The sequence below is a fragment of the Occallatibacter sp. genome, from assembly GCF_049510455.1.
In the GTDB taxonomy this organism is placed as follows: Bacteria; Acidobacteriota; Terriglobia; order Terriglobales; family Acidobacteriaceae; genus Telmatobacter.
Window position 1 is genome coordinate 1 of sequence record NZ_JBEKYX010000025.1, and the last position, 21,468, is coordinate 21,468.

Annotated in this window: 16 protein-coding genes; 14 read left to right on the plus strand and 2 right to left on the minus strand. The window is 53.9% G+C overall.

Annotated features, from left to right (window positions below; genetic code table 11):
- The 14 genes from ABSG47_RS06585 to ABSG47_RS06650 all read left to right on the plus strand — a co-directional run.
- On the plus strand, positions 1 to 1,030 hold a 1,030-nt coding region (locus ABSG47_RS06585; RefSeq protein ID WP_424167982.1), incomplete at its 5' end, for a glycosyltransferase family 4 protein.
- A gap of 272 nt (positions 1,031 to 1,302) precedes the next feature.
- Positions 1,303 to 2,682, plus strand: a complete 1,380-nt coding sequence (locus ABSG47_RS06590) for a polysaccharide deacetylase family protein (protein ID WP_424167984.1) — start codon at positions 1,303 to 1,305, stop codon at positions 2,680 to 2,682.
- Positions 2,683 to 2,832: 150 nt separating this feature from the next.
- Entirely contained in the window at positions 2,833 to 4,020 is a 1,188-nt protein-coding gene (locus ABSG47_RS06595; protein ID WP_424167987.1) for an FAD-dependent oxidoreductase, read from the plus strand.
- Between the two features lie 126 nt (positions 4,021 to 4,146).
- On the plus strand, positions 4,147 to 5,262 hold the full coding sequence (locus tag ABSG47_RS06600; protein WP_424167990.1) for a carboxylate--amine ligase: 1,116 nt from the start codon (positions 4,147 to 4,149) through the stop codon (positions 5,260 to 5,262).
- 279 nt (positions 5,263 to 5,541) lie between these two features.
- Complete coding sequence (locus ABSG47_RS06605; RefSeq protein WP_424167992.1) at positions 5,542 to 6,216, plus strand: hypothetical protein; 675 nt, start codon at positions 5,542 to 5,544, stop codon at positions 6,214 to 6,216.
- 256 nt (positions 6,217 to 6,472) lie between these two features.
- Positions 6,473 to 6,718 carry an acyl carrier protein gene (locus ABSG47_RS06610; RefSeq protein ID WP_424167994.1) on the plus strand — a complete coding sequence of 82 codons (246 nt, stop codon included), beginning with the start codon at positions 6,473 to 6,475 and terminating at the stop codon, positions 6,716 to 6,718.
- Complete coding sequence (locus ABSG47_RS06615) at positions 6,718 to 7,416, plus strand: acyltransferase (protein ID WP_424167996.1); 699 nt, start codon at positions 6,718 to 6,720, stop codon at positions 7,414 to 7,416. The genes ABSG47_RS06610 and ABSG47_RS06615 overlap by 1 nt, the downstream gene beginning before the upstream one ends.
- A 68-nt stretch (positions 7,417 to 7,484) precedes the next feature.
- Complete coding sequence (locus ABSG47_RS06620; RefSeq protein ID WP_424167998.1) at positions 7,485 to 8,894, plus strand: ANL family adenylate-forming protein; 1,410 nt, start codon at positions 7,485 to 7,487, stop codon at positions 8,892 to 8,894.
- Positions 8,887 to 9,621: an SDR family NAD(P)-dependent oxidoreductase gene (locus ABSG47_RS06625; protein WP_424168001.1), complete on the plus strand. Its 735-nt coding sequence runs from the start codon at positions 8,887 to 8,889 to the stop codon at positions 9,619 to 9,621. Before ABSG47_RS06620 ends, ABSG47_RS06625 begins: the two co-directional genes overlap by 8 nt.
- Positions 9,618 to 11,423 carry a long-chain-acyl-CoA synthetase gene (locus ABSG47_RS06630; RefSeq protein ID WP_424168003.1) on the plus strand — a complete coding sequence of 602 codons (1,806 nt, stop codon included), beginning with the start codon at positions 9,618 to 9,620 and terminating at the stop codon, positions 11,421 to 11,423. Before ABSG47_RS06625 ends, ABSG47_RS06630 begins: the two co-directional genes overlap by 4 nt.
- A 153-nt stretch (positions 11,424 to 11,576) precedes the next feature.
- Complete coding sequence (locus ABSG47_RS06635; protein WP_424168006.1) at positions 11,577 to 12,836, plus strand: pyridoxal phosphate-dependent decarboxylase family protein; 1,260 nt, start codon at positions 11,577 to 11,579, stop codon at positions 12,834 to 12,836.
- A 92-nt stretch (positions 12,837 to 12,928) separates the two neighbouring features.
- Positions 12,929 to 14,212: an O-acetylhomoserine aminocarboxypropyltransferase/cysteine synthase family protein gene (locus tag ABSG47_RS06640; RefSeq protein ID WP_424168009.1), complete on the plus strand. Its 1,284-nt coding sequence runs from the start codon at positions 12,929 to 12,931 to the stop codon at positions 14,210 to 14,212.
- A 45-nt stretch (positions 14,213 to 14,257) separates the two neighbouring features.
- A complete protein-coding gene (gene metA, locus ABSG47_RS06645) occupies positions 14,258 to 15,337 on the plus strand; it encodes a homoserine O-succinyltransferase MetA (RefSeq protein ID WP_424168047.1) in 1,080 nt (359 codons plus the stop codon).
- A gap of 112 nt (positions 15,338 to 15,449) precedes the next feature.
- Positions 15,450 to 16,709 (plus strand): prenyltransferase/squalene oxidase repeat-containing protein, encoded by a 1,260-nt coding sequence (locus ABSG47_RS06650; RefSeq protein WP_424168011.1) that lies wholly within the window; start codon positions 15,450 to 15,452, stop codon positions 16,707 to 16,709.
- A gap of 20 nt (positions 16,710 to 16,729) precedes the next feature.
- Here the strand turns inward: ABSG47_RS06650 and ABSG47_RS06655 are convergent, their stop codons facing one another.
- Complete coding sequence (locus ABSG47_RS06655) at positions 16,730 to 18,103, minus strand: aminotransferase family protein (protein ID WP_424168013.1); 1,374 nt, start codon at positions 18,101 to 18,103, stop codon at positions 16,730 to 16,732.
- Positions 18,104 to 18,324: 221 nt separating this feature from the next.
- Positions 18,325 to 21,408, minus strand: coding sequence for a beta strand repeat-containing protein (locus ABSG47_RS06660; protein ID WP_424168015.1), 3,084 nt, complete (start codon positions 21,406 to 21,408; stop codon positions 18,325 to 18,327).
- Between the last annotated feature and the right edge of the window lie 60 nt (positions 21,409 to 21,468).

Here is a 21,468-nt window from a genome sequence, read left to right on the forward strand (position 1 = left end):
AGATGGAATTCATATCTACCGTCACCCTATGCCGAAAGAAGGAAACGGGGCATTTGCATATATATGGGAATATTTTTGTGCCCTGTTCTGGGAATTTTTACTCTCGTGGTGGATTTATTTCCGGCGCGGATTCAATGTGATACAGGCGTGCAATCCGCCGGATACTATTTTTCTGGTGGCGCTTCCGTTCAAGCTTTTTGGGGTAAAGTTTATTTTCGATCATCACGATGTAAATCCGGAATTGTATCTGGCGAAATACGAAAGAAGGGATTTTTTATATAAAGCTCTGGTGTGGCTGGAGAAAATGACTTTTCTAGTTAGCGACGTTGTTATCGCGACAAACGATAGCTACAAGGAGATCGCAGTGACCCGGGGCGGTAGAGCCCCCGAGCGTGTATTTGTGGTTCGCAATGGGCCGAACCTGGCGACGTTTCGTCCTGTCACGCCAAATCCCTCGTTAAAGTACGGCAAACCCTGCCTTGTTGGGTATGTTGGCGTTATGAGTGCTCAGGACGGCCTGGACATCCTTTTAGGCGTGGCTGAGTACATCAAGGCATTGGGAAGGCATGACGTTCACTTCACTTGTGTAGGCAGTGGTCCGGCCTTCACGGAACTACAGGAAATAGTCGCCGAAAAGAACATTGCCGATATTGTGAATTTCACAGGGAGGATTCCGGATAAGGATCTCCTTGAAATCCTTTCCACGGCGGATATCTGCGTCAATCCTGATAAACCCTGCCGTATGAATGATATTTCAACCATGATCAAGATCATGGAATACATGGCTATGGGAAAGCCGATTGTTCAGTTTGACCTTAAGGAAGGAAGAATCAGCGCTCAGGATGCGTCACTTTATTGCGACAAAGAGAATCAAGTCGCGGATTTTGCAGAGAAGATACTGTGGTTGGTTGATCATCCGGAAGAGAGGCGACGGATGGGAGAATTTGGGTATACGCGCGTGCAGACAGAGCTTGCTTGGAGCTATTCCGTTGGAAATTTACTTGCTGCTTATGAGAAAGCTTTTAGCTAAAAACGTCGAAAAAGTGAGTTTCAGAGTAGCCCATCGGGATTATAAATCGAGATTCCGAGCGCGACTGGAGCATAAATTGGATACGGGAACGTTTTGCAACTGAAGAGCAGTGGGACACAAAAATCTGGAGCTGATTAGGTCTGCTTTTTTTACCTGGTACCGGCCCGCGCGTGCGTCAATTGTCATTCAAGATGATGATGTAACGTTCCGATGAATTGCGTAACTATATTCACGGTGTCTATCTGAAGTAGTCATTGAGATCTGCTAACGAGATGAACAACTACCTAGCTGATTATTATCGCTGCCCGGAACAATATGCGCACCTTGCATTGAAAGAGAGTCCCCTGGTGTCACGCGGATACTTTCGTTTCGGAGACTGCGGCACATACTTCGGAAAATATTATGGGCGGCGACTTGCGTCACTTGTCACCGAGACGCTTCACGATGGTTTGATCGACGCTGCTATCGAAGGGGACTCAGTCTCTCTTTGTTTCGATCCAGCCGAAGTCATCGAAAATCTGCGCCAAGAACTCTATACGGATGATCGCAGCGAAGGAGCATCTTCTTTATTAGCACAGGTCTACTATTTTGTGCGACCATTGCTCCCTGTAAGCGTGCGGAGCAAGCTCCAGAAGTTCCGTCTAAGAGGATGGAACAAGCTGAAGTTTCCGCAGTGGCCGGTCGATTGCTCAGTGGATCTTCTGCTTGAGCGCTTATTACTGTTGTCGTTGCGGGCTAACAAAATCGAGCGAATCCCATTCATCTGGTTCTGGCCTGAAGGGAAATCAAGCTGTGCAATCATGACGCACGACGTCGAAACGAAGGTCGGAAGAGACTTCTGCTCAGTGCTGATGGATATCAATGATTCATTTGGAATCAAAGCATCCTTTCAGGTAGTTCCGGAAGAACGTTACGATGTCTCTAGAGAATTTCTGGACTCCATCCGCCAACGTGGATTCGAAGTTGTTGTACATGACCTGAACCACGACGGTCGCCTGTATAAGAGTCGCAAGCAGTTCCTGGAGCGCGTGGCAAAGATCAATTCCTACGGCAGACAGTTTGAGGCTAAAGGATTTCGTGCCGGAGTTCTGTATCGGAAGCAACCGTGGTATGACGCGTTCGAGTTCTCCTACGACATGTCTGTCCCGAATGTGGCCCACCTTGATCCGCAGCGAGGTGGCTGTTGCACGGTGATGCCATATTTTCTTGGAAATATCCTGGAGATACCTGTAACTACGATTCAGGACTACACACTATTCAACATTCTGCATGACTATTCGATCGATATATGGAGACAACAAATCAGTCTTATCATGGCGCGTCATGGACTGATGAGCTTCATCGTGCATCCAGACTATGTAATGGGACAACAAGAGTGCAGTATCTACCAGTCCTTGTTAAAGCACTTAGCAACATTGCGAGACGAAACATCTCTTTGGATTACCACACCTGGGGAAGTTGACAGTTGGTGGAGGCAGAGAGCGCAGATGCGAGTAGTCAAAGAGCAAGATGGTTGGAGCATCGAGGGACCCGGCAAGGAACGTGCCATTCTCGCATGGGCAAGCGAGAAAGACGGGCGACTTGTTATGAGTCTGGATGGCGCAAATCAATCCGGTTTGCAAAATCCCTCGAAAATGGCAGAACAGAGCTGACAGTCGGAAACGACTTCAAAATAAAATCCATTGTTCGTAGGTATTTTCCTCAGGCCGAACCTTTGCCATCCGATCTAACGAAAGTAAAGCTAGTTCAGATCGGGAGCAATACATCTCGTACGAAGCAGAGCGAGAGAGAAGGAAAGGGAGATGGCAGGTAGTTCACCAGACATTGATATCGCTATTATCGGCGCGGGCCCGTATGGATTATCTGCGGCAGCTCACCTGCGTGAAGCGGGGATAGACGCACGGATCTTTGGCAAACCGATGGAATTCTGGGCTGACAAAATGCCGGCAGGAATGCTTCTGCGGTCACCGAGGCCGGCTTCAACGATTTCAGATCCTCGGTCCAATTTCACCCTGGAGGCGTATGAATCGGCGAACAATATAACTCCGGCTCAGCGCACTTCATTGGAGACATTTGTAGGCTACGGAAAATGGTTTGGGCAACAGATAGGGTGTGACCTTGACCAACGGAACATAAATACGGTCCAAAAAGAGAATTCCTCATTCAAGCTAGTGCTTGAGGACGGTACCCAAGTCACGGCGCGCCGTGTCGTGGTGGCCGCAGGCGTTGGAAACTTCCGCAGGATCCCCGCGACGTACGCGAAATTATCCGAAAAGGCTTGCTCGCATTGCTATGACGGTCGCAAGTTAGTCGGACTGGGCAAGCGTGTGGCGGTAATAGGTGCGGGGCAGAGCGCTTTGGAATGCGCGGCTTTACTTGGCGAGGCTGGAGCGGAGGTGGAAGTGATTTCCCGAATTCCCGTGCTCCGCTGGATTGGAATGCATCCTAAGCTACATCGACTTGGGCCGATCTCCAAGATGCTCTATTCGAAGCATGACATTGGACCAATCGGGATTAGCCGGCTGGTTGCTTACCCGGATATGCTTTACCACTTTCCGCTGGAGTGGAGAGATCGCATCCGAACTCGCGCGGTACGCTCGGCCGGTGCGCCGTGGCTAATTCCAAGGCTTGGTAATGCAAAGATTACGACTGGGCGCAATATCGTCTCTGTTACCGAGATTGGGGATGAGGTGAAGCTCTTGCTTGATGACGGCAGCGAGAGGCGCGTAGATCACGTATTGCTGGGCACAGGGTATAGCGTGGATATCGCGAAATATAGTTTCCTCGCTCCGGATCTGATACAGGCGATCGAACAGTTCAAGTTCAGCGGATATCCCAAAGTTGGACGGGGACTGCATTGTTCGGTGTCTGGACTGCACTTCCTCGGAGCACCGGCCGCGCGGAGTTTTGGTCCACTACTTAATTTCGTTACCGGGACGGAATTTGCATCGAATGCGCTGGTCTCCAATTTATCCCGGAAGCTGAACTGAGGAGAGCACATTCAGAACTCGGATAAAACGGAGATTTTAGCGGAGAAGGCCGCGGGTGTTGTTGTTGTCGGTGGAGATCATTCCGGCCTGGCTATTGTGCGCAGTCTGGGTCGGCGCGGTATTCCTGTGTACGTTTTGGATAGTCAGTACTGCATCGCGTCGTGCTCAAAATATGCCACGCGCGTGGAGAAAACGCCCAATATCCTGGATGAGCGCGCGACTCTCGATGCTGTGTTGGAGTTGGGGCGGAGATTCCAACTCCAAGGCTGGGTTCTATTTCCCACGCGAGATGAAACGGTTGCAGCGTTTTCAAGGAATCGGAACGAACTCGCTGATTTCTACAGGGTTACGACCGGGGAGTGGGCAAGTGTGGAATGGGCCTGGGATAAAGCCAAGACTTACGAGTTGGCGGAGAAACTCGGTATTCCGTGTCCGCAGACCTTTGTTCTGAATGGGATCAATGAATTGCAATCGCTTAATTCGCGATTGCCGCTGGCGATTAAACCGGCCATTAAAGAAAACTTCTTTTATGCGACTGGTGCAAAGGCTTGGCGAGCAAATACCGCAAAGGAACTTGAGCAGCTCTACGAGGATGCGAACCGTCATATCTCGACACAAGAGATACTGGTGCAGGAGATCATTCCCGGGGATGGGCGTGAACAGTATTCCTACTGCGCTTTCTATCAGAATGGACGTCCACATAGTACGTTGATTGCGCGTCGTGCGCGGCAGCATCCGCGCGAGTTCGGGCGGGCCGCGACGTACGTGGAGACTGTCGAAAAGCCAGAAATTGAGGAAATCTCCGAAAGGTTTCTGGGGGCGATCCAATACCACGGCTTAGTGGAGATCGAGTATAAGCGCGATCCGCGGGACGGAAAGTACAAACTGCTAGACGTGAATGCGCGAGTATGGGGATTTCACGGTCTTGGGGCCGCATGCGGAGTAGATTTCCCCTACTTAGCGTACGCAGATCAGATGGGCTGGCCGATTGAACCGGCACGAGCGAAGTCCGGGGTAGGTTGGGTGAGGATTCTTACTGACGTGCCGACGGCGCTAGCTGACCTTGCGCATGGCTGCCTCAAGCTACGTACATATATGCAGTCCATGCGTGCCGCACGTACGGAATCTGTATTCAGCTGGGATGATCCATTGCCGTGGCTGGCCGAGATCGTTATGCTTCCATATCTCGTGTCTAAGAAATACGCACAAACAGCTCGCGATCTTTTCAGAGTGCCCGTGTAAATCATGCGCAATCGCCAATGTTCGACCAACATGCGGTATTTCTATTCAGTATCCCAGATCGAGAATCCATAACACTTTTCGGTAGTTGGGCTTTTGCCCTAAACGGGTTCATCATAGATATGGTTCAGACGGCACATTTCCGAGACGAAGGCGTGGCTATTGTTTCAAGTTCAGTCTTTGTAAGGTTCTGATACAGGAGAGTTTGCATCGGCTATTGCATGATTCATCGCGATGGCCTTTTATCCATAAGTTTCAACCAAGCCAAGGAGGCTTTTGCGTATGAGCACCGTTGCAACACCAGATCAACTGCAGGTTCAGGGACTTGAACTTGAAGTTCAGCAGAAGATTGAGAGCATTATTGATGAGATGATCGCTTCTCTGCCCGATGTCCACAAGCTAACCAGTGCTGAGCGGCGCGGAATCATTGCCCGCTATAGCTCTGTACTCGAAGGCAACTTCATCTATTGGATGACAGCAACCCTCATGGCTGCCAAAGCTGCGGAGGTGGCACCTATCCTTCTTGACAACCTTCTCGAAGAAGTGCGTGATGCTCATCCGAACATGTTGCGGAAGTTCGCGATCGCAGCGAATGCCTTCCCGAACGACCAGGATGCGCTCTCCGCGAATGAAGAGTTGATGGATGTTCGTATCTTCCTTGGCCGCCTGAATGGAGTTCAGTCCCTGGTAACGATGGGCTTCTTTGAAGGATTCATCCAGAAATTCATGCCGTTTCTAGCCAGTCTTGCAGCGGCAAATGGATCGACAGAGATGGAATATACGGATGTGCATGGAGTTTGCGACATTGAGCACACCGCAGGGCTTTTCCGGGCGCTCGGCTTGGAAATGGCAGTCAAACCGGCTGACCCAGGGACAGATTTATATGAGGGAGTCTATCTTCTTCGTACGCTGATTGAACGCACCATCGATCCCAAGTCAGCATCGGTTTCTGCTTAATTAGTAGATCAGAACCGATGATGTAGTTAGCAACGACGCAAAGTAGCCTCCGAACGAGAGAGCGGGTATTTTGCAAGGTTGTGCAAAGCTGATAAAGCGGCAACCTTGCAAAATACCCGCTCTGCGCGTTAGCTCGCGAGGCCAATACAGCCGGATTTCTGGCTTGGCGATGCTTCGTTGTCCTCAAACTTATGAATTGCTGTATCATAGGTTTCCTTGAGCGAATCAAATCTAAAACAAAAAAGAGGATTAGCCCGTGAGTACACGCGCTGAAATTGTCGAGCAGTTCGAAAAAGTTGCGCAAGAGCACAGCCGTTCAATACCTGCTCTGACTGATGATCTGCCGCTTGTCGGATGCGGACTGGACTCTCTCTGTTTCGCCATTATTGTCACCCGTCTGGAAGACAAGTTCGGCGTCGACCCATTCGCTGCCGAAGATACTCTCTTTCCGGTAACTTTTGGCGAGTTCATTCAGCTATATGACACTTCTGCGAGATCGTGATGAGCGCTTCTGCCGGGGAGTCGGTATTATCAAAGAATCATGCTGCTGAGCGCGACGGCCAGGCCAATGCTGCGTCGTCGGCGACACCCCCCGCTGGCGTAGAGAATAGTAACCAGGTCAGCTCCAAGATGGATGCGCTGCAAGAAATCAGTGGCGATTGGCAGGAACCTGAAGAGAGCTCGCTACGAGGGTCACTTGGGCGGATATTCCAGATTCTGGCTAGAAGCATGCCAGGAGCAAAGACTCTGCGCGTAATGCTGCATCGCGCCCGCGGGGTGAAAATCGGAAAAGGGGTATGGATTGGATACGATGTGATACTAGATACAGCCCGTCCTGACCTGGTCACGATCGAGGATGGCGTAGCCATTAGTATGCGCGCTACCATCATTGCGCACTTCAAGGAATTTCGAGGTGTCCGGATTGAGCGAGATGCATTTATCGGTCCAGGCGCAATTATTCTTCCCAATGTCGTGATTGGTCGTGGAGCAGTTGTTACAGCGGGAAGTGTAGTGTCTCAATCGGTGCCTCCGATGACTGTGGTGCAGGGAAATCCAGCGGTGCCAATTGCCCGTTGCGGAGTTGCATTCAGGCAGGATATCTCGCTGAAGAAGTTTTCAAGAAATCTCAAGCCGCTGGTTCCGCCAAAGCCGGTCTCGCCGAAGGATTCGGGCGGAACTCAATCCACTTCTGTAAAGTGAAGCTGTTGGAAAGATTTCCCGATTAAGCTGTATTTGATTCTCGCTATTTCCAGATTCTGGAGAAATCTATGTCCGTGACAACACCGCAAGGTAGATTTATAAGCTTATCCGGCCTGCTGCGAGATTCAGGGTGTGCGCCCGGCAACCTCATCCAGGACCCTGAGCAACGCATCGAGTGGTTAGATCTGCTTGAGGGGTCTGTCCTGTACAGCCGGGGTGATGAGCTTCAGGGTCGCTCTGTATTGATCGCTGTCCAGAGCCAACTGGCAACGATTGCCGCGTTGATGGAATTGGACGGCATTGCCCAGCGGGTCGTCTTATGTCCGCCTGATCTGCAATTCGAACACCTTCCCTATGTGATTGATACCGCGCAGGTGGATGGAATCGTCACCGATCAAGTGATGGCGCAACTGGGTAAGCCACGTTCTTTGCTTTTCAGTGCGCTGAGCCGCAGTATCCAGCCCCGCGAAAATTATGAACGGGAAGAAAAGGAGACGGAGTGGGTCCTGATGACATCTGGAACCACCGGCTTGCCAAAGCTTGTTGCCCATACTCTTGGGAGCCTGACGGCTGCAATTCAACCGCGAGGCACGATGAGTACCCAGGTGATCTGGAGCACGTTCTATGACATTCGCCGATATGGCGGACTCCAGATTCTGCTCCGTGCCGCTCGGACCGGTGCATCCCTGGTTCTTCCGGGTGCAGCTGAATCCACTGGCGATTTCCTGGGCCGCGCCGCCTCCTTCGGCGTAACTCATATTTCCGGAACGCCTTCGCATTGGCGACGAGCATTGATGTCCTCGGCAGCCCATCTTCTCAAGCCCAAATATGTCCGTCTCTCAGGCGAGGCCATCGATCAAGCCATTCTCAACAATTTGCGCTCCGCATATCCTGAAGCTCGGATCGTGCATGCGTTCGCGTCTACGGAGGCTGGAGTAGCTTTTGAAGTGACGGATGGAGCTCCCGGATTCCCGGAGGATATTCTGGAAGCCAATCCAAGTGTGGACATGCATGTGCAGGATGGCACGCTGAGAATTCGCTCGGCAGGAACCGCAAGCCGCTATCTTGGGGACAATGCACCGGTGCTGAAGGATCAAGATGGATTTGTAGATACGAACGACCTCCTTGAACTGCGGGAAGGGCGATACTATTTCGCCGGTCGACGTGACGGCGTGATTAATGTGGGCGGCCTCAAGGTCTACCCTGAGCAGGTAGAAGCCGTCATCTCCAGGCACCCTGATGTACAAATGTGTGTTGTCCGGGCGCAGAAAAGCCGCATTACGGGCGCGTTGGTTGTTGCGGATGTGGTTTTGCGAAAAGATTGTACGCCGATTGAGCATGACGAGTCCCTGATTCAAGCGGATATTCTGCAGCTTTGCCGAGAGCAGTTACCTGCCTACAAGGTGCCAGCAACCATCAATATCGTTCCGATGCTGGGACTAGGCGGGGCTGGGAAGGTTTTGCGCCGGAATGCGTAATGTACTGGTGACGGGCGCGAGTCGAGGTTTGGGGCTTGGGATTGCCCGCCTACTTGTTTCTGAGGGATATCGAGTCATTGGTGTTGCTCGTAATGACAACAGCGAGTTTGCTGAGGCCCGAGCACAGGCAGAAGCCTTCAATTCCGGCTCCTTTGTTTTTCGCTGCTTTGATCTTGCCGAAGTTGAGAAGATTCCATCTTTCGTGTCGCAGTTGCGCAAGGATCATGGGCCAATCTATGGGCTCGTAAATAATGCAGGCATCAGCTTCGAGGGCGCATTAGCTATGATGCCGACGGCACAGATAGAGCGGCTCGTGCGCCTGAATACTCTTTCGCCAATGGTGCTCACAAAATATGTTGTCCGAAGCATGATGAGCCAGGGTGAAGGCCGCATTGTGAACTTGTCGTCGATTATCGCGACCACGGGCTACAAGGGACTTTCTGTTTACGGCGCAACAAAATCCTCTCTTCTCGGCTTTTCCAGATCGCTGGCGCGTGAGGTCGGCGAGATGGGCATCAATGTTAATTCGGTAGCACCGGGTTTTGTTGATACCGAGCTTACGCATAGCCTTGACCAGGAAAGCCGGAACAAGATCGCGCGGCGCAGCGCTCTTCGCCGATTGAGTGAAGTGAAGGATGTGGCGAACGCCGTGGAGTTTCTTCTGAGCGATAAGGCGAAGAACATTACCGGAACTGTGATCACGGTGGATGCTGGGAGCACGGCGTGACCCAAAGCGCTTTTGCTGCATCCGAACAAGCAGAAAAGCCGGCGCGGGCATGGTTGCGGGCTCTTGAGCGGACTGCGGACATTCCTCGTAATCCCCATCGTCTGCTGTCATCGATCCTGGAGGGACTTGCCGACAGATTCGGGGATGCTCCTGCTCTGCTGTCGGATCGGGAGAGCTTCACTTACTCGGAAGTGCTCGCAAGAGCAAACCAGTACACCCGGTGGGCACTCGAGCAAGGCCTGAAAAAAGGCGAGGCCGTGGGTCTGTTGATGACGAACCGGCCAGAATATTTTGCTTGTTGGCTTGGAGTTGCAGCGGCAGGTGGTGTTGTGGCCTTGCTTAACACCAACCTTATCGGCTCGTCGTTGTCCCATTGCATCAACGTTGTGCAGCCCAGGCACTTGATCGTAGCGGGCGAATTCGTCGAATCCATGACGTCAGCGATGGCGGGTCTTTCGTGTGAACCGCAAATCTGGATTCACGGAGTTAGCTGCGGATCGCTCCCGCGTATCGATCATCACATTCAGCAGTTGCCGGCCAGCAATCTGACGGATACAGAGCGGCCAAGGCTTTCCATCGATGATGTTGCGCTCTACATCTATACGTCTGGCACAACCGGCTTGCCGAAGGCTGCTAATGTCAGTCACGCGCGTATTCTGCAGTGGTCCCAATGGTTTGCTGGAATGCTCCATGTTCAGCCGGATGACCGAATTTACAATTGCTTGCCGATGTATCACAGCATTGGAGGTGTACTCGTTCCCGGCGCCGCGTTGACAAGCGGAGCCAGTGTTGTGGTTCGCGAGTCTTTTTCGGTCAGCCAGTTTTGGGATGATGTGGTCCGTTGGGATTGCACGATGTTTCAGTATATCGGGGAGTTCTGCCGCTATCTGCTTCACGGATCGCGGGTACCGAACGATCTGAATCATCGCATCCGGATAGCCTGCGGTAACGGCATGTCGGCAGATACCTGGCGCGCGTTTCAGGAGCGGTTTCATATCCCGAGAATTCTAGAATTTTATGCTTCCACTGAAGGCGGGTTGTCCCTATTCAACGTAGAGGGAGAACCAGGTGCAATTGGCCGCGTCCCGCCCTACCTGGCGCATCGATTCTCGCCGGTCCTGGCTACATTTGATTCTGAGCGCGCGGAGCTTGTGCGCAATGCACAGGGTTTCTGCATTCCGTGCGCGTCCAATGAAGCGGGAGAAGCTCTTGCCCGGATGGTCAAAGATCCATCGCAGGTGGGTAGCCGCTTTGAAGGCTACACGGACGCAGATGCATCTGAAAGCAAGTTGTTGCGGGATGTATTTGAGCCTGGTGATGTGTGGTTTCGCACTGGCGATCTGATGCGGAAGGACGAAAAGGGGTTTTTCTACTTTGTCGATCGCATCGGCGAGACATTTCGATGGAAGGGCGAGAATGTTGCAACGACTGAAGTCGCAGAAGTTCTTCGTGCATTTCCCGGCGTCAAGCATGCAATTGTTTATGGTGTAAAAATTGCGGGCGCAGAGGGTAGGATCGGCATGGCTGCGCTTACTGTCGATGGCGTTCCGGACCTGGAAGCACTTCGGCAACACTGCGCGGAGCGCCTCCCATCCTACGCGCGCCCGGCATTCATTCGTCTTCAGGAGGACTGCGAGACAACCGGAACGTTTAAGTATTCGAAGAACGAATTGATACGCCAGGGGTATAATCCAGACCTGACATCTGATGCCATCTATTTCGGCAATCCTGAGACGCAAGCATTGCAGCTACTCGACAGGGATATGTACGAGCGCGTACAGGCCGGGCAGATCCGTCTGTGACTAAAGCTTGCTTTCTCTGCTTAGTGGTAGCTTTGTCAATTTAACTATTCCATGTTTATTGATCCAATTCGACGTGAGTTTGAAGCAACGCAGGCCCTTATCGATCAAGGGCAGGTTTGGCCAGATGTATCTCCTGAAGAAATTCGAGAGCATTTGGCGGCTCGATACGATTTCAGTCGTGCGATTCCTCTGGAAGAGGTTGCCGCTGATGTAGAGGAAATGTTGCGCCACTGGCAGGTGCAGATCACGCACCCTCGCTATCTGGGCTTATTCAACCCAAGCGTCACTTTCGCTTCCGTTGTTGCGGATGCGCTGGTGGCTACCTATAACCCACAGCTTGCAGCATGGCGGACTGCTCCCGCGCCGAACGAAATTGAGCGGCATACGCTTGGCTGGCTTACTACCAAGTTTGGCCTACCTTCCAATGCGATCGCCACCTTCACAAGCGGTGGGGCGGAGGCGAACCTGTCTGCTGTCGTCACGGCGTTAACCCATGCGTTTCCCGACTACGGTGACGATGGTCTGAGAAGCCTGACTGCTACTCCCGTCATTTATCTTTCCGCTGAAGCGCATCATTCCTTCAGCAAAATTGCTCATATAGTGGGTTTGGGGCGCAAATCCGTGCGAGTGGTACCGGCCGACTCCGATCTGAAGATGAGTTCTCGCGAACTCGCTAGCAAGATCAGCGAAGATCGCGCGAACGGATTTGCTCCTCTGATGGTGGTTGGAACCGCCGGCACAACGGCCGCGGGCGCGATCGATCCCTTGCAGGAAATAGCTAAGCTCTGTCGAGATGAGGGAATGTGGTTTCACGCGGATGCTGCATGGGGTGGGGCGGCAATTCTCTCGCCTTCGTTGCGAAATCACATTGCCGGCATTGAATTCGCGGATTCGATAACGTGCGATGCTCACAAGTGGTTCTCTGTCTCGATGGCCTGCGGAATGTTCTTTTGCCGTCATCCAGAGACAGTGGCGCGGGCCTTTCGAGCAGCCGCCTCTTATATGCCGGGCAGCGCCGGATCGACCACTTTTGATCCATATACAAATTCAGTTCAGTGGTCACGCAGATTCACCGGACTGAAACTCTTTATGAGCCTCGCTGAACGTGGTGAATCCGGTCAGGCAGCCATGATCGAGCACCAGTCTCGAATGGGCGAAATTCTGAGAGAATCGCTTTCCGCCGCAGGTTGGCGAATCGTAAACAATACGCCATTGCCGGTGGTCTGCTTCACAAGGGATGGTCTCGATGTCGCAAGTCTTCTGGCAGATCTTCGCCAGGAACAGACAGCCTGGATGTCTGAGGTCCAGATCAATGGTTCTTCTGCGGTGCGCGCATGCATTACCAGTTTCAAAACCACGGAGGCCGAGATACAGGACATTGTTCGTGATATCACTCGCCTCATCGCAAAATAAGATGTTCGCGCTGGTCAGTAATCTCCAGCGCTTCGGCCAAAGACAACGACACGCTACAAACGACGCTCTCTTTTTTGCGTGCAGGAATGAAGATGAAACCAGAGACTATCGCTATTCACAGCGGCTATCAAGTGGATCCGACAACAAAGTCCGTTGCCGTCCCAATCTATCAAACTGTGGCATATGCATTTGACAGCGCCGATCATGCTGCGGCGCTTTTCAACCTGGAAGCAGAAGGATATCGATATACCAGAATCGGAAATCCGACGACAGATGTTCTGGAGCGGCGCATTACCGCCCTCGAAGGAGGCGTGGCAGCACAGTGTCTCGCCAGTGGGCAGGCGGCTGTCTCGTATGCACTCTTCAACGTAAGCTCGCTCGGCACCAACATTGTCTCTGTGCCCCAGTTGTATGGCACCACACACACGCTGCTTGCCCACCTGCTTCCACAGCAGGGAACTCAGGTGCGCTTTGCGAGTTCCGATCAGCCGGAAGCTATCGAATCTCTGATCGATGAGCAGACTCGGGCAGTCTATTGTGAGAGTGTCGGCAATCCCGCTGGGAATGTCTGCGACATTGAGGCGTTAGCTGAAGTGGCTCACGCGCATGGCGTGCCGTTGATCGTCGATAACACAGTGGCAACGCCCATCCTTCTTCGTCCGATTGATTATGGCGCCGATATCGTAGTGCATTCACTTACGAAATTTCTCGGTGGCCACGGAACGACGCTCGGTGGCGCGATTGTAGACGGCGGAAATTTCCCCTGGAAAGAACATGCGGCACGGTTTCCGATGTTCACGCAGCCCGATGCCTCTTATCACGGTCTGGTTTACACCGAGCACTACGGAAAGGCAGCCTTTATTGGACGCTGCAAGAGTCTTTATCAGCGAACTACAGGTGCGGTGCTCTCGCCCTTCAGCGCATTTTTGCTGTTGCAGGGGATTGAAACAGTTGCGCTGCGAGTGGAACGCCATGTAGAAAACGGACGGCGTGTCGCAGAGTTTCTGCGCGATCACCCGCAGGTGGAATGGGTGAATTATCCAGGCTTCCCTGAAAACCGGTATCACCTTCTGGCGAAAAAATATCTGGGCGGACGTGCGTGTTCACTCATATCCTTTGGAATCAAGGGCGGCTTTCCCGCTGCAGTCAAATTTCATGACGCGCTCAACCTGGTCACCAGGCTGGTGAATCTCGGCGATGCCAAGTCTCTCGCTTGCCATCCGGCTTCCACAACGCACCGTCAGATGTCGCCTGAAGAACAACGCAGCGCAGGTGTTACACCGGAGATGGTACGCCTCAGTGTCGGCATTGAGCACATTGACGATATCGTTGCCGATCTCGAGCAGGCGCTCGAAGCTGCGGCGCAGCACAGCTAATTACAAGTCTTTCTGCAGCCTCAGGAGAACCTCATGCCAGTTACGATGGCTCTACCTTCTTCGAACGCGAAATATTCACGCTGTAGCACGGGTTGCGACAGCCCGTCTGCTCAGTGCATCGAAAGCGAGAGCAGAAATCTGGCAATTGGGCTGGTAAATAACATGCCGGATGGAGCTCTTCTTGCCACGGAGCAGCAGTTTCTCTCCCTGCTGAATGCCGCCTCTGGCGAGTTCTCTGTCAGCCTTTCGCTCTACTCGCTTCCGAATATTCCGCGCGGTCCATCGGCGCAGAATCACATCGATCAGAATTACAAGAGCGTTGAATCGCTTTGGGATACGGAACTGGATGGACTGATTGTCACGGGCAGAGAACCAATTGCCGCCAATCTCTCTGACGAGCCTTATTGGCCGAACTTTGTGAATCTTCTTGAGTGGGCTCGCGAGAAGACCTATTCCACAGTCTGGTCATGTTTGGCAGCGCATGCCGCCGTTCTGCATATAGACGGTATTCAGCGTGTGAGAAGCGGCCAAAAGCATAGCGGAATCCTCGATAGCACCGGAGTCGCAGGGCATCCGATCACAGCAAATCTTCCCGCGCAGTTTCGACTGCCACACTCACGCTGGAATGGCTTGCAGGAGACAGACCTCACCAGTTCGGGATACCAGGTACTTATCCGGACTGACGGAAATGGTGCCGACTGCTTCATCAAGCAGGAGCAGAGTTTGTTCCTTTTCTTTCAAAGTCATCCTGAATATCAATTAGATTCTCTTCTGATGGAATATCGTCGCGATGCAATCCGCTTTATCCGGGGGGAAACGGGTAACTATCCGAATTTTCCTCAAGCCTACTTCGATCTTCAGACTGAGCAAGCGTTATTGGATATGCAACGCGAGATCCCCGCGCGACCGCATGAGGGAGACTTTGCACGGCTTGAAGAAATCCTGTCCTCAGCCCAAATAGAGAACAGTTGGCACGGGGTTGCTGAGACCCTTTACAGCAACTGGCTGCAATATATTTCCGCTGAGAAAAGGGCATGTATGCAGAAGAAGCATGCCGAAATGGAGACGCTTTTGAGTTCATCGAAGCAGTTAACGCTGGACCCGGCGGCGCTTATTTCGCTATAGTAGGAAATTTCTTTCAACAAGTAATACTATGGAGTCTCGGGCCTCATGATTTTTGTTGCCGTACTGGCGAAAATCATGGGGCATTGATTTTTGGGGTACACACGGGGAAAGCATGAAGCGAATACTTCTCTACACAACTTCGATCGTTGTTCTTGGCGTTCTGGGGCTGGTTCTGTGGGCCGCCTTTCGCGTCCGCGCTTCGTCAACGCATGCTGACGGCTCCGGCCGTAACGAGTGGAGCCCTGCAGCAGCAGCAAGCTATCTCGACGATCGAGAAGCCTGGTGGCAGGCATGGGAGCCTGCACAACTGGAGAAGGGAACAGTCTGTATTTCCTGTCATACAGTTGTGCCGTATGCGTTCGTTCGTCCGATGCTCCGTCGGCAGTTGGGCGAAGCAGCGTTGACGCCTTATGAAACGAAAATGCTTGGAAGCATTGAGACCCGGGTCAATGAGTGGCCTCGGATGAAGCCGTACTATACCGACGCTGCTCACGCTATGCCCTCGCACTCCACGGAAGCCGTGCTCAATGCAGTGATTCTGGCGGCATACGATCGCGGAAATCAGAAGTCTGACCCGTTGGTTCGCCGGGCTTTTGACAATGCATGGGCGTTGCAGAAAACAGGTGGTGAAAACATTGGAGCCTGGGACTGGCAGGACTTTCATGAAGCGCCGTGGGAGTCATCCGAATCCGGATACCAGGGAGCAGCGATGATGGCAATCGCTGTGGGAATGACGTCGGAGCAGAATAGCAACGACAATGCAATACGCCATCATGTCGAGCGCCTGCGCGATTACTTGCTCAGGAACTATTCCGCTCAGCCTGCATTGAATCAACTCTATGTTTTGTGGGCTTCCGCTGAGATGCCTGGACTCCTCAGCGATGTTCAGCGCAAAGACTTAATTCAAAAAGTTGCCAGTCTGCAAAATGCGGACGGCGGATGGTCATTGTCGGTTCTGGACCGGCAGGAGGCTCTGAAGCCTGCAGTGCTTGGCCTGTTCAAGCGCGCGGATCGTGTGGATGGCAGCGACGGATGTGCCACTGGCCTTGCTGTCCTGGGCATGAAGAAGGCGGGCGTCAGTTCGACGGATGCTGCTTTGCAGCGCGGGCTGGAGTGGCTCAAATCACATCAGTCGCAGAAGGGCAGTTGGTGGGCTTCCTCCATGAACGGATTTCGCGATCCGGCCAGCGGCATGGGGCATTTCATGAGCGACGCTGCAACTGGATATGCGGTTCTGGCGTTGGAAGATGCGGAAGACCAGACGATCAAGCCGAATTCCACTCACAGCGGAGATGCCACGGATATGGGCACAACTGCAACATTGCAGCAGGCCGTGCATATTTCAAAGCATGTTTCAAGGCTATCGATGTAAGGGAGGCACGGACCCGGCGGCTAGCGGCGAAGCACGGTTTCGACTGACTCCTTTGTCACTGCGACCATGTGATGGATCTGCTCTTCATTGATAATCAGCGGCGGCGCAAAGAGTACCTCGTCGCCCGGTAGTGGATGCTCGCCAATAACGGGGCGGGTGCGTGTGAGGACCCCTCGATCTATCATCTCTATCCGAAGCTGCGCGCCAAAATCTTTTTGGGCAGAGAAATTCTTCCGGGTTTTGCGATCCTCCACAAACTCCACGGCAGCTAATAACCCTTTTCCTCCGCGAATATCGCCCGCATTCGGATGATCCTCGAACGCATCCTTGAGTGCTGTGAGCAGAAGATCGCCCATTTTTGCTGTGTTTTCGAGCAGGCCCTCACGCTCGATGATTTCGATATTCCGGAGAGCGACCGCACAGCACGGCGGATGGCCTGAATTTGTATAGCCATGCATCCAGCGGTTTGCCGGTTCGACGGAATCGAGCGCGTCCTTGATCTTCTGATGGACGATAATTCCGCTGAGCGGCAGGTATCCGGAGGTCACGCCTTTCGCGAAGGATAGGATGTCTGGCTTGACGTTCCAGTGCTCCAGTCCAAACCAGCGGCCCGTGCGTCCAAATCCCGTAATAATTTCATCCGCAATCATCAGCACGTCGTAGCGTGTGCATATTTCGCGTATGCGCGGCCAGTAATCGTCTGTGGGATAGATTGCGCCGCCCGCGCCGTGAATCGGCTCGCCGATGAAGGCAGCAACGGTATCGGGTCCCTCCCGAAGGATCGCTTCTTCCAGTTCGCGCGCTGCGGCCTCGCCAACTGTTACGCCCGATTCAACAGCTTCGAAACGGAATGGATAGCAGGTGGGGATATGAATGAAGCCGGGCACGTGAGGGCTAAACATCTTCTTGTAACTCGCCATGCCCGTCGCGGTCATCGCCTGCAAGGTAACTCCGTGATAACCATGGATGCGGGAGATGATCTTGACCTTTTCAGGTTTGCCGGAGACTTTCCAGTAATAGCGAGCCGTTTTGAATGCCGATTCATTTGCTTCGGCTCCGCCTGAGCTGAAGAACACCGCTCCCATTGAGGGCGCCAATTGAATCAGGCGTTCCGCCAGTACGATCGAAGGTATTGTTGTCGATCCCGCATACCCTGAGTAGTATGCCAATCGTTTCATCTGGTCGGCAGCAACATTCGCCAACTCGTCCCGCCCATGACCTACATTGACATTCCACAGCCCTGAAAGGCCGTCGAGATATTCCCGGCCCTCCGTGTCTCGAACGTATATTCCGTTTCCACTCTCAAAAATCAAGCTGTCAGTGGTTTCAACCGGATGATGTAGTGAGTGAATCTGATGCTGCCGATCCAAACTTGCCAAGTCCTTGGTAAGCATTCAGCAAACCCCTTCTTCTACCTTGTACTGTGGCGATAATACTAGGCTAATCCGTTATTCGTTGGGCAATTATTTGAGTCATTGCAGAAGTTCTCAGTTGAGCGGCCGGCTCTGTCGAAAAGGAGGAATTCTTGTTCAGAATTTTCAGGCAGATGGCGATTGCAAAAAAAATGGCAGGGACTGTTCGTGAGAACCGTCCCTGCCGTGAGTGAAATCAGCGTTTACGGAATTAATGCGTTGAATGTGCTGGAGGGCACGCTCTGGTTGCCTTCCGCATCGACGCTTACGACGTAGTACATGTAAGAACTTCCATCCGCTACGGTGGTATCTGTATAGGCGGTTGAGGCATCCAAAGACGGATTCACTATGCTGTAGGAAGAAGTGCCGGAGTTTGCGCGGTAGACGTTATAGCCAACCACTGGGATGGAAGAGCTTCCCGGCGCGTCCCAGGTAAGGGAGACTTCGAACGGTACTGCCTGACCTGTCCCGCTCAAGGCGACGGTCGAGGTGGTTCCAGTCGAAGAGTTGCTGGTCAGAACTACCGAGCCGGTTGTCGCGCCTGCGGTAGTGGGATCGAAGCTGATTGCGAGGGTGGTTGTCTGTCCTGCAGTAAGCGTTAATGGAAAGCTTGCCCCGGAGAGAGTGAAGCCGGTGCCGTTCACGGATGCGCCGCTTATCGTCAGCGAAGCCGTACCCGATGACGTCAGAGTCACTGACTGAGAGGTAGTCGAGGATACGTTTATGGTTCCGAAGTTCACGCTGGCTGAGCTTATGGTCAGTGTGGCCGCCGTCGCGCCCAGGCTGAGCGAATAACTCTTTACCGTACCGGCGACACTCGCCGCCAGCGTTGCCGTCTGTGCCGAGCCTACAGATGAGATCGACGCCTGGAAGCTGGCGCTGGTTGCGCCGGCTGTCACGGTCATCGAAGTCGGCACTGTTACCGCCGTCGAGCTGCTCGACAGGGTGACTGCCTGGCCGCCGGCCGGCGCGGCGGCGTTGAGGGTCACTGTGCAGATATCCGTCGTTGCGCCTGTTACCGAAGCGCTGGCACAGCTCAAGCCGCTCGGCACCGCTTGCCCTGTTCCGCTCAGAGCGATGGTTGAGGTCGTTCCCGTGGAGGAGTTGCTGGTCAGGATTAACGAGCCGCTGGCTGTGCCGGCCGTGGTGGGATTAAAGGCGATTGCGAGAGTGGCTGACTGTCCGGCAGTGAGCGTCAATGGGAAGCTCGCTCCGGAAAGTGTGTAACCTGCGCCGCTCAGGGATTCGGCGCTTACCGTCACCGAGCCTGTGCCCGATGAGGTCAGCGTGACCGATTGGGAGGCAGTGGAAGCTACGTTTATCGTTCCGAAGCTTATGCTGGTGGCGCCTACGGTCAGCGTGGACGTCGTTGCTGCGGCGCTCAGGCTGATCGAATAACTCTGCGCCGTTGTGCCGACGGTGGCCCTGAGCGTTGCCGTCTGCGCTGTGCTCACTGCTGCGACGGTAGCCGGGAAGCTGGCACTGGTGGCGCCTGCGGCAACGGTCACCGAAGACGGCACTGTCACTGTTGAAGTACTGCTCGATAAGCTTACTGCCTGGCCACCCGTGGGCGCAGCCGCGTTGAGGGTTACCGTGCAGGTATCCGTCGCCGCCTTTGTCTCCGAAGCGCTTGCACAGATCAGGCCGCTCGGTATCGCTTGTGCCGTTCCGCTCAGAGCGATGGTCGAGGTGGTTCCCGTGGAGGAGTTGCTGGTCAGGATTAACGAGCCGCTGGCTGTGCCGGCCGTGGTGGGCTTAAAGGCGATTGCGAGGGTGGCTGACTGTCCCGCAGTGAGCGTCAATGGGAAGCTTGCTCCGGAGAGTGTGTAACCTGTGCCGCTCAGGGATTCGGCGCTTACCGTCACCGAGCCTGTGCCGGATGAGGTCAGCGTGACCGATTGGGAGGATGTGGATGCTACGTTTACTGTTCCGAAGCTCAAGCTGGTTGTGCTTACGGTCAGTGCCGGCTTTGTTGCCGCGCCCACGCTGATCGAATAAGTCAGCGTCGCCGTGCCAACGGTGGCCGTCAGTGTAGCTGTCTGTGGAGTGCTCACGGATGTGACGTTAGCCGCGAAGGTGCCTTTCGTGGAGCCTGCAGCGACAGTTACCGAAGGCTCCACCATCACGGCAGAAGTACTGCTCGATAAACTTACTGCCTGATTGCCGGCCGGCGCAGCCGCGTTGAGGGTTACCGTGCAGGTATCCGTCGCGGCCTTTGTCTCCGAAGCGCTTGCGCAGCTCAGGCTGCTCGGCACCGCTAGTCCCGTTCCGCTCAGAGCGATGGTCGAGGTTGTTCCCGTGGAGGAGTTGCTGGTCAGGGTGAATTTTCCACTCGCCGCACCTGAGCTCTCAGGACTAAACTCAATGCCCATTGTTGCTGATTGACCCGCGGCCAATGTGAAAGGCAGCCCAGGTCCGGAGAAGATGAAGCCGGCGCCACTGATCGACATAGCACTTATTGTCACCGAACCTGTGCCCGCTGAGGTCATCGTGACGTGCTGCTCGACGCCCCCCCCGACATTCACCGTTCCGTAGCCGATGCTGGTGGTGCTCAGCGTCAGCGTAGAGGCCGATGCCGCGCTAAGATCGATCGAGTAACTCTTGACCTCCGCGCCAACGGTGGCTTTCAGCGTTGCAGTTTGCGCGGTGGTCACTGCTTTGACGGTAGCTGGGAAACTGGCGCTGGTGGCGCCCGCGGCGACGGTCACTGAGGCCGGCACCGTCACTGCCGAAGAGATGCTTGCCAGGTTTACTTCCTGGCCTCCGGTGGGCGCGGCTGCGTTGAGGGTTACCGTGCAGGTGTCCGTTGCTGCTTTCGTCTCCGAAGCGCTGGCACAACTCAGGCTGCTCGGTATCGCCTGTGCTATTCCGCTCAGAGCGATGGTCGAGGTGGCTCCCGTGGAGGAATCGCTGGTCAGGATGAACTTTCCGCTCGCCGCACCGGCGCTCTTCGGACTAAACTCAATGCCCATCGTTGCTGACTGACCCGCGCCCAATGTGAACGGCAGCCCAGGTCCAGAGAAGATGAAGCCGGCGCCACTGATCGACATAGCACTTATTGTCACCGAACCTGTGCCCGTTGAGGTCAGCGTGACGTGCTGATCGATGCCCCCTCCAACATCCAGCGTTCCGTAGCTAATGCTGCTGGTACTCAGCGCCAGAGTAGATGTCGCCGAGTCTGAACTGCCGCCAGTTGAACCGCCTGAACCGCCTGAGCTGCCAGAACCGCCCGTCACGGCGCTCTTAGGCAGCTCCGCGCATCCGGTTACCGCCAGGTTTGCCATCATGAGACCGCACAGGAGAGCCAGGAATAAAGCCCTGGCGCGCTTAGTGGAACAGAAACTTGT

What these genes read in the sequence shown, in the direction of transcription:
- ABSG47_RS06590 (WP_424167984.1), top strand. Translation starts at nt 1,303, where the DNA reads ATGAACAACTACCTAGCTGATTATTATCGCTGCCCGGAACAATATGCG.
- ABSG47_RS06595 (WP_424167987.1), top strand. Translation starts at nt 2,833, where the DNA reads ATGGCAGGTAGTTCACCAGACATTGATATCGCTATTATCGGCGCGGGC.
- ABSG47_RS06605 (WP_424167992.1), top strand. Translation starts at nt 5,542, where the DNA reads ATGAGCACCGTTGCAACACCAGATCAACTGCAGGTTCAGGGACTTGAA.
- ABSG47_RS06615 (WP_424167996.1), top strand. Translation starts at nt 6,718, where the DNA reads ATGAGCGCTTCTGCCGGGGAGTCGGTATTATCAAAGAATCATGCTGCT.
- ABSG47_RS06620 (WP_424167998.1), top strand. Translation starts at nt 7,485, where the DNA reads ATGTCCGTGACAACACCGCAAGGTAGATTTATAAGCTTATCCGGCCTG.
- ABSG47_RS06625 (WP_424168001.1), top strand. Translation starts at nt 8,887, where the DNA reads ATGCGTAATGTACTGGTGACGGGCGCGAGTCGAGGTTTGGGGCTTGGG.
- ABSG47_RS06640 (WP_424168009.1), top strand. Translation starts at nt 12,929, where the DNA reads ATGAAACCAGAGACTATCGCTATTCACAGCGGCTATCAAGTGGATCCG.
- metA (WP_424168047.1), top strand. Translation starts at nt 14,258, where the DNA reads ATGGCTCTACCTTCTTCGAACGCGAAATATTCACGCTGTAGCACGGGT.
- ABSG47_RS06650 (WP_424168011.1), top strand. Translation starts at nt 15,450, where the DNA reads ATGAAGCGAATACTTCTCTACACAACTTCGATCGTTGTTCTTGGCGTT.
- ABSG47_RS06655 (WP_424168013.1), bottom strand. Translation starts at nt 18,103, where the DNA reads ATGCTTACCAAGGACTTGGCAAGTTTGGATCGGCAGCATCAGATTCAC.
- ABSG47_RS06660 (WP_424168015.1), bottom strand. Translation starts at nt 21,408, where the DNA reads ATGATGGCAAACCTGGCGGTAACCGGATGCGCGGAGCTGCCTAAGAGC.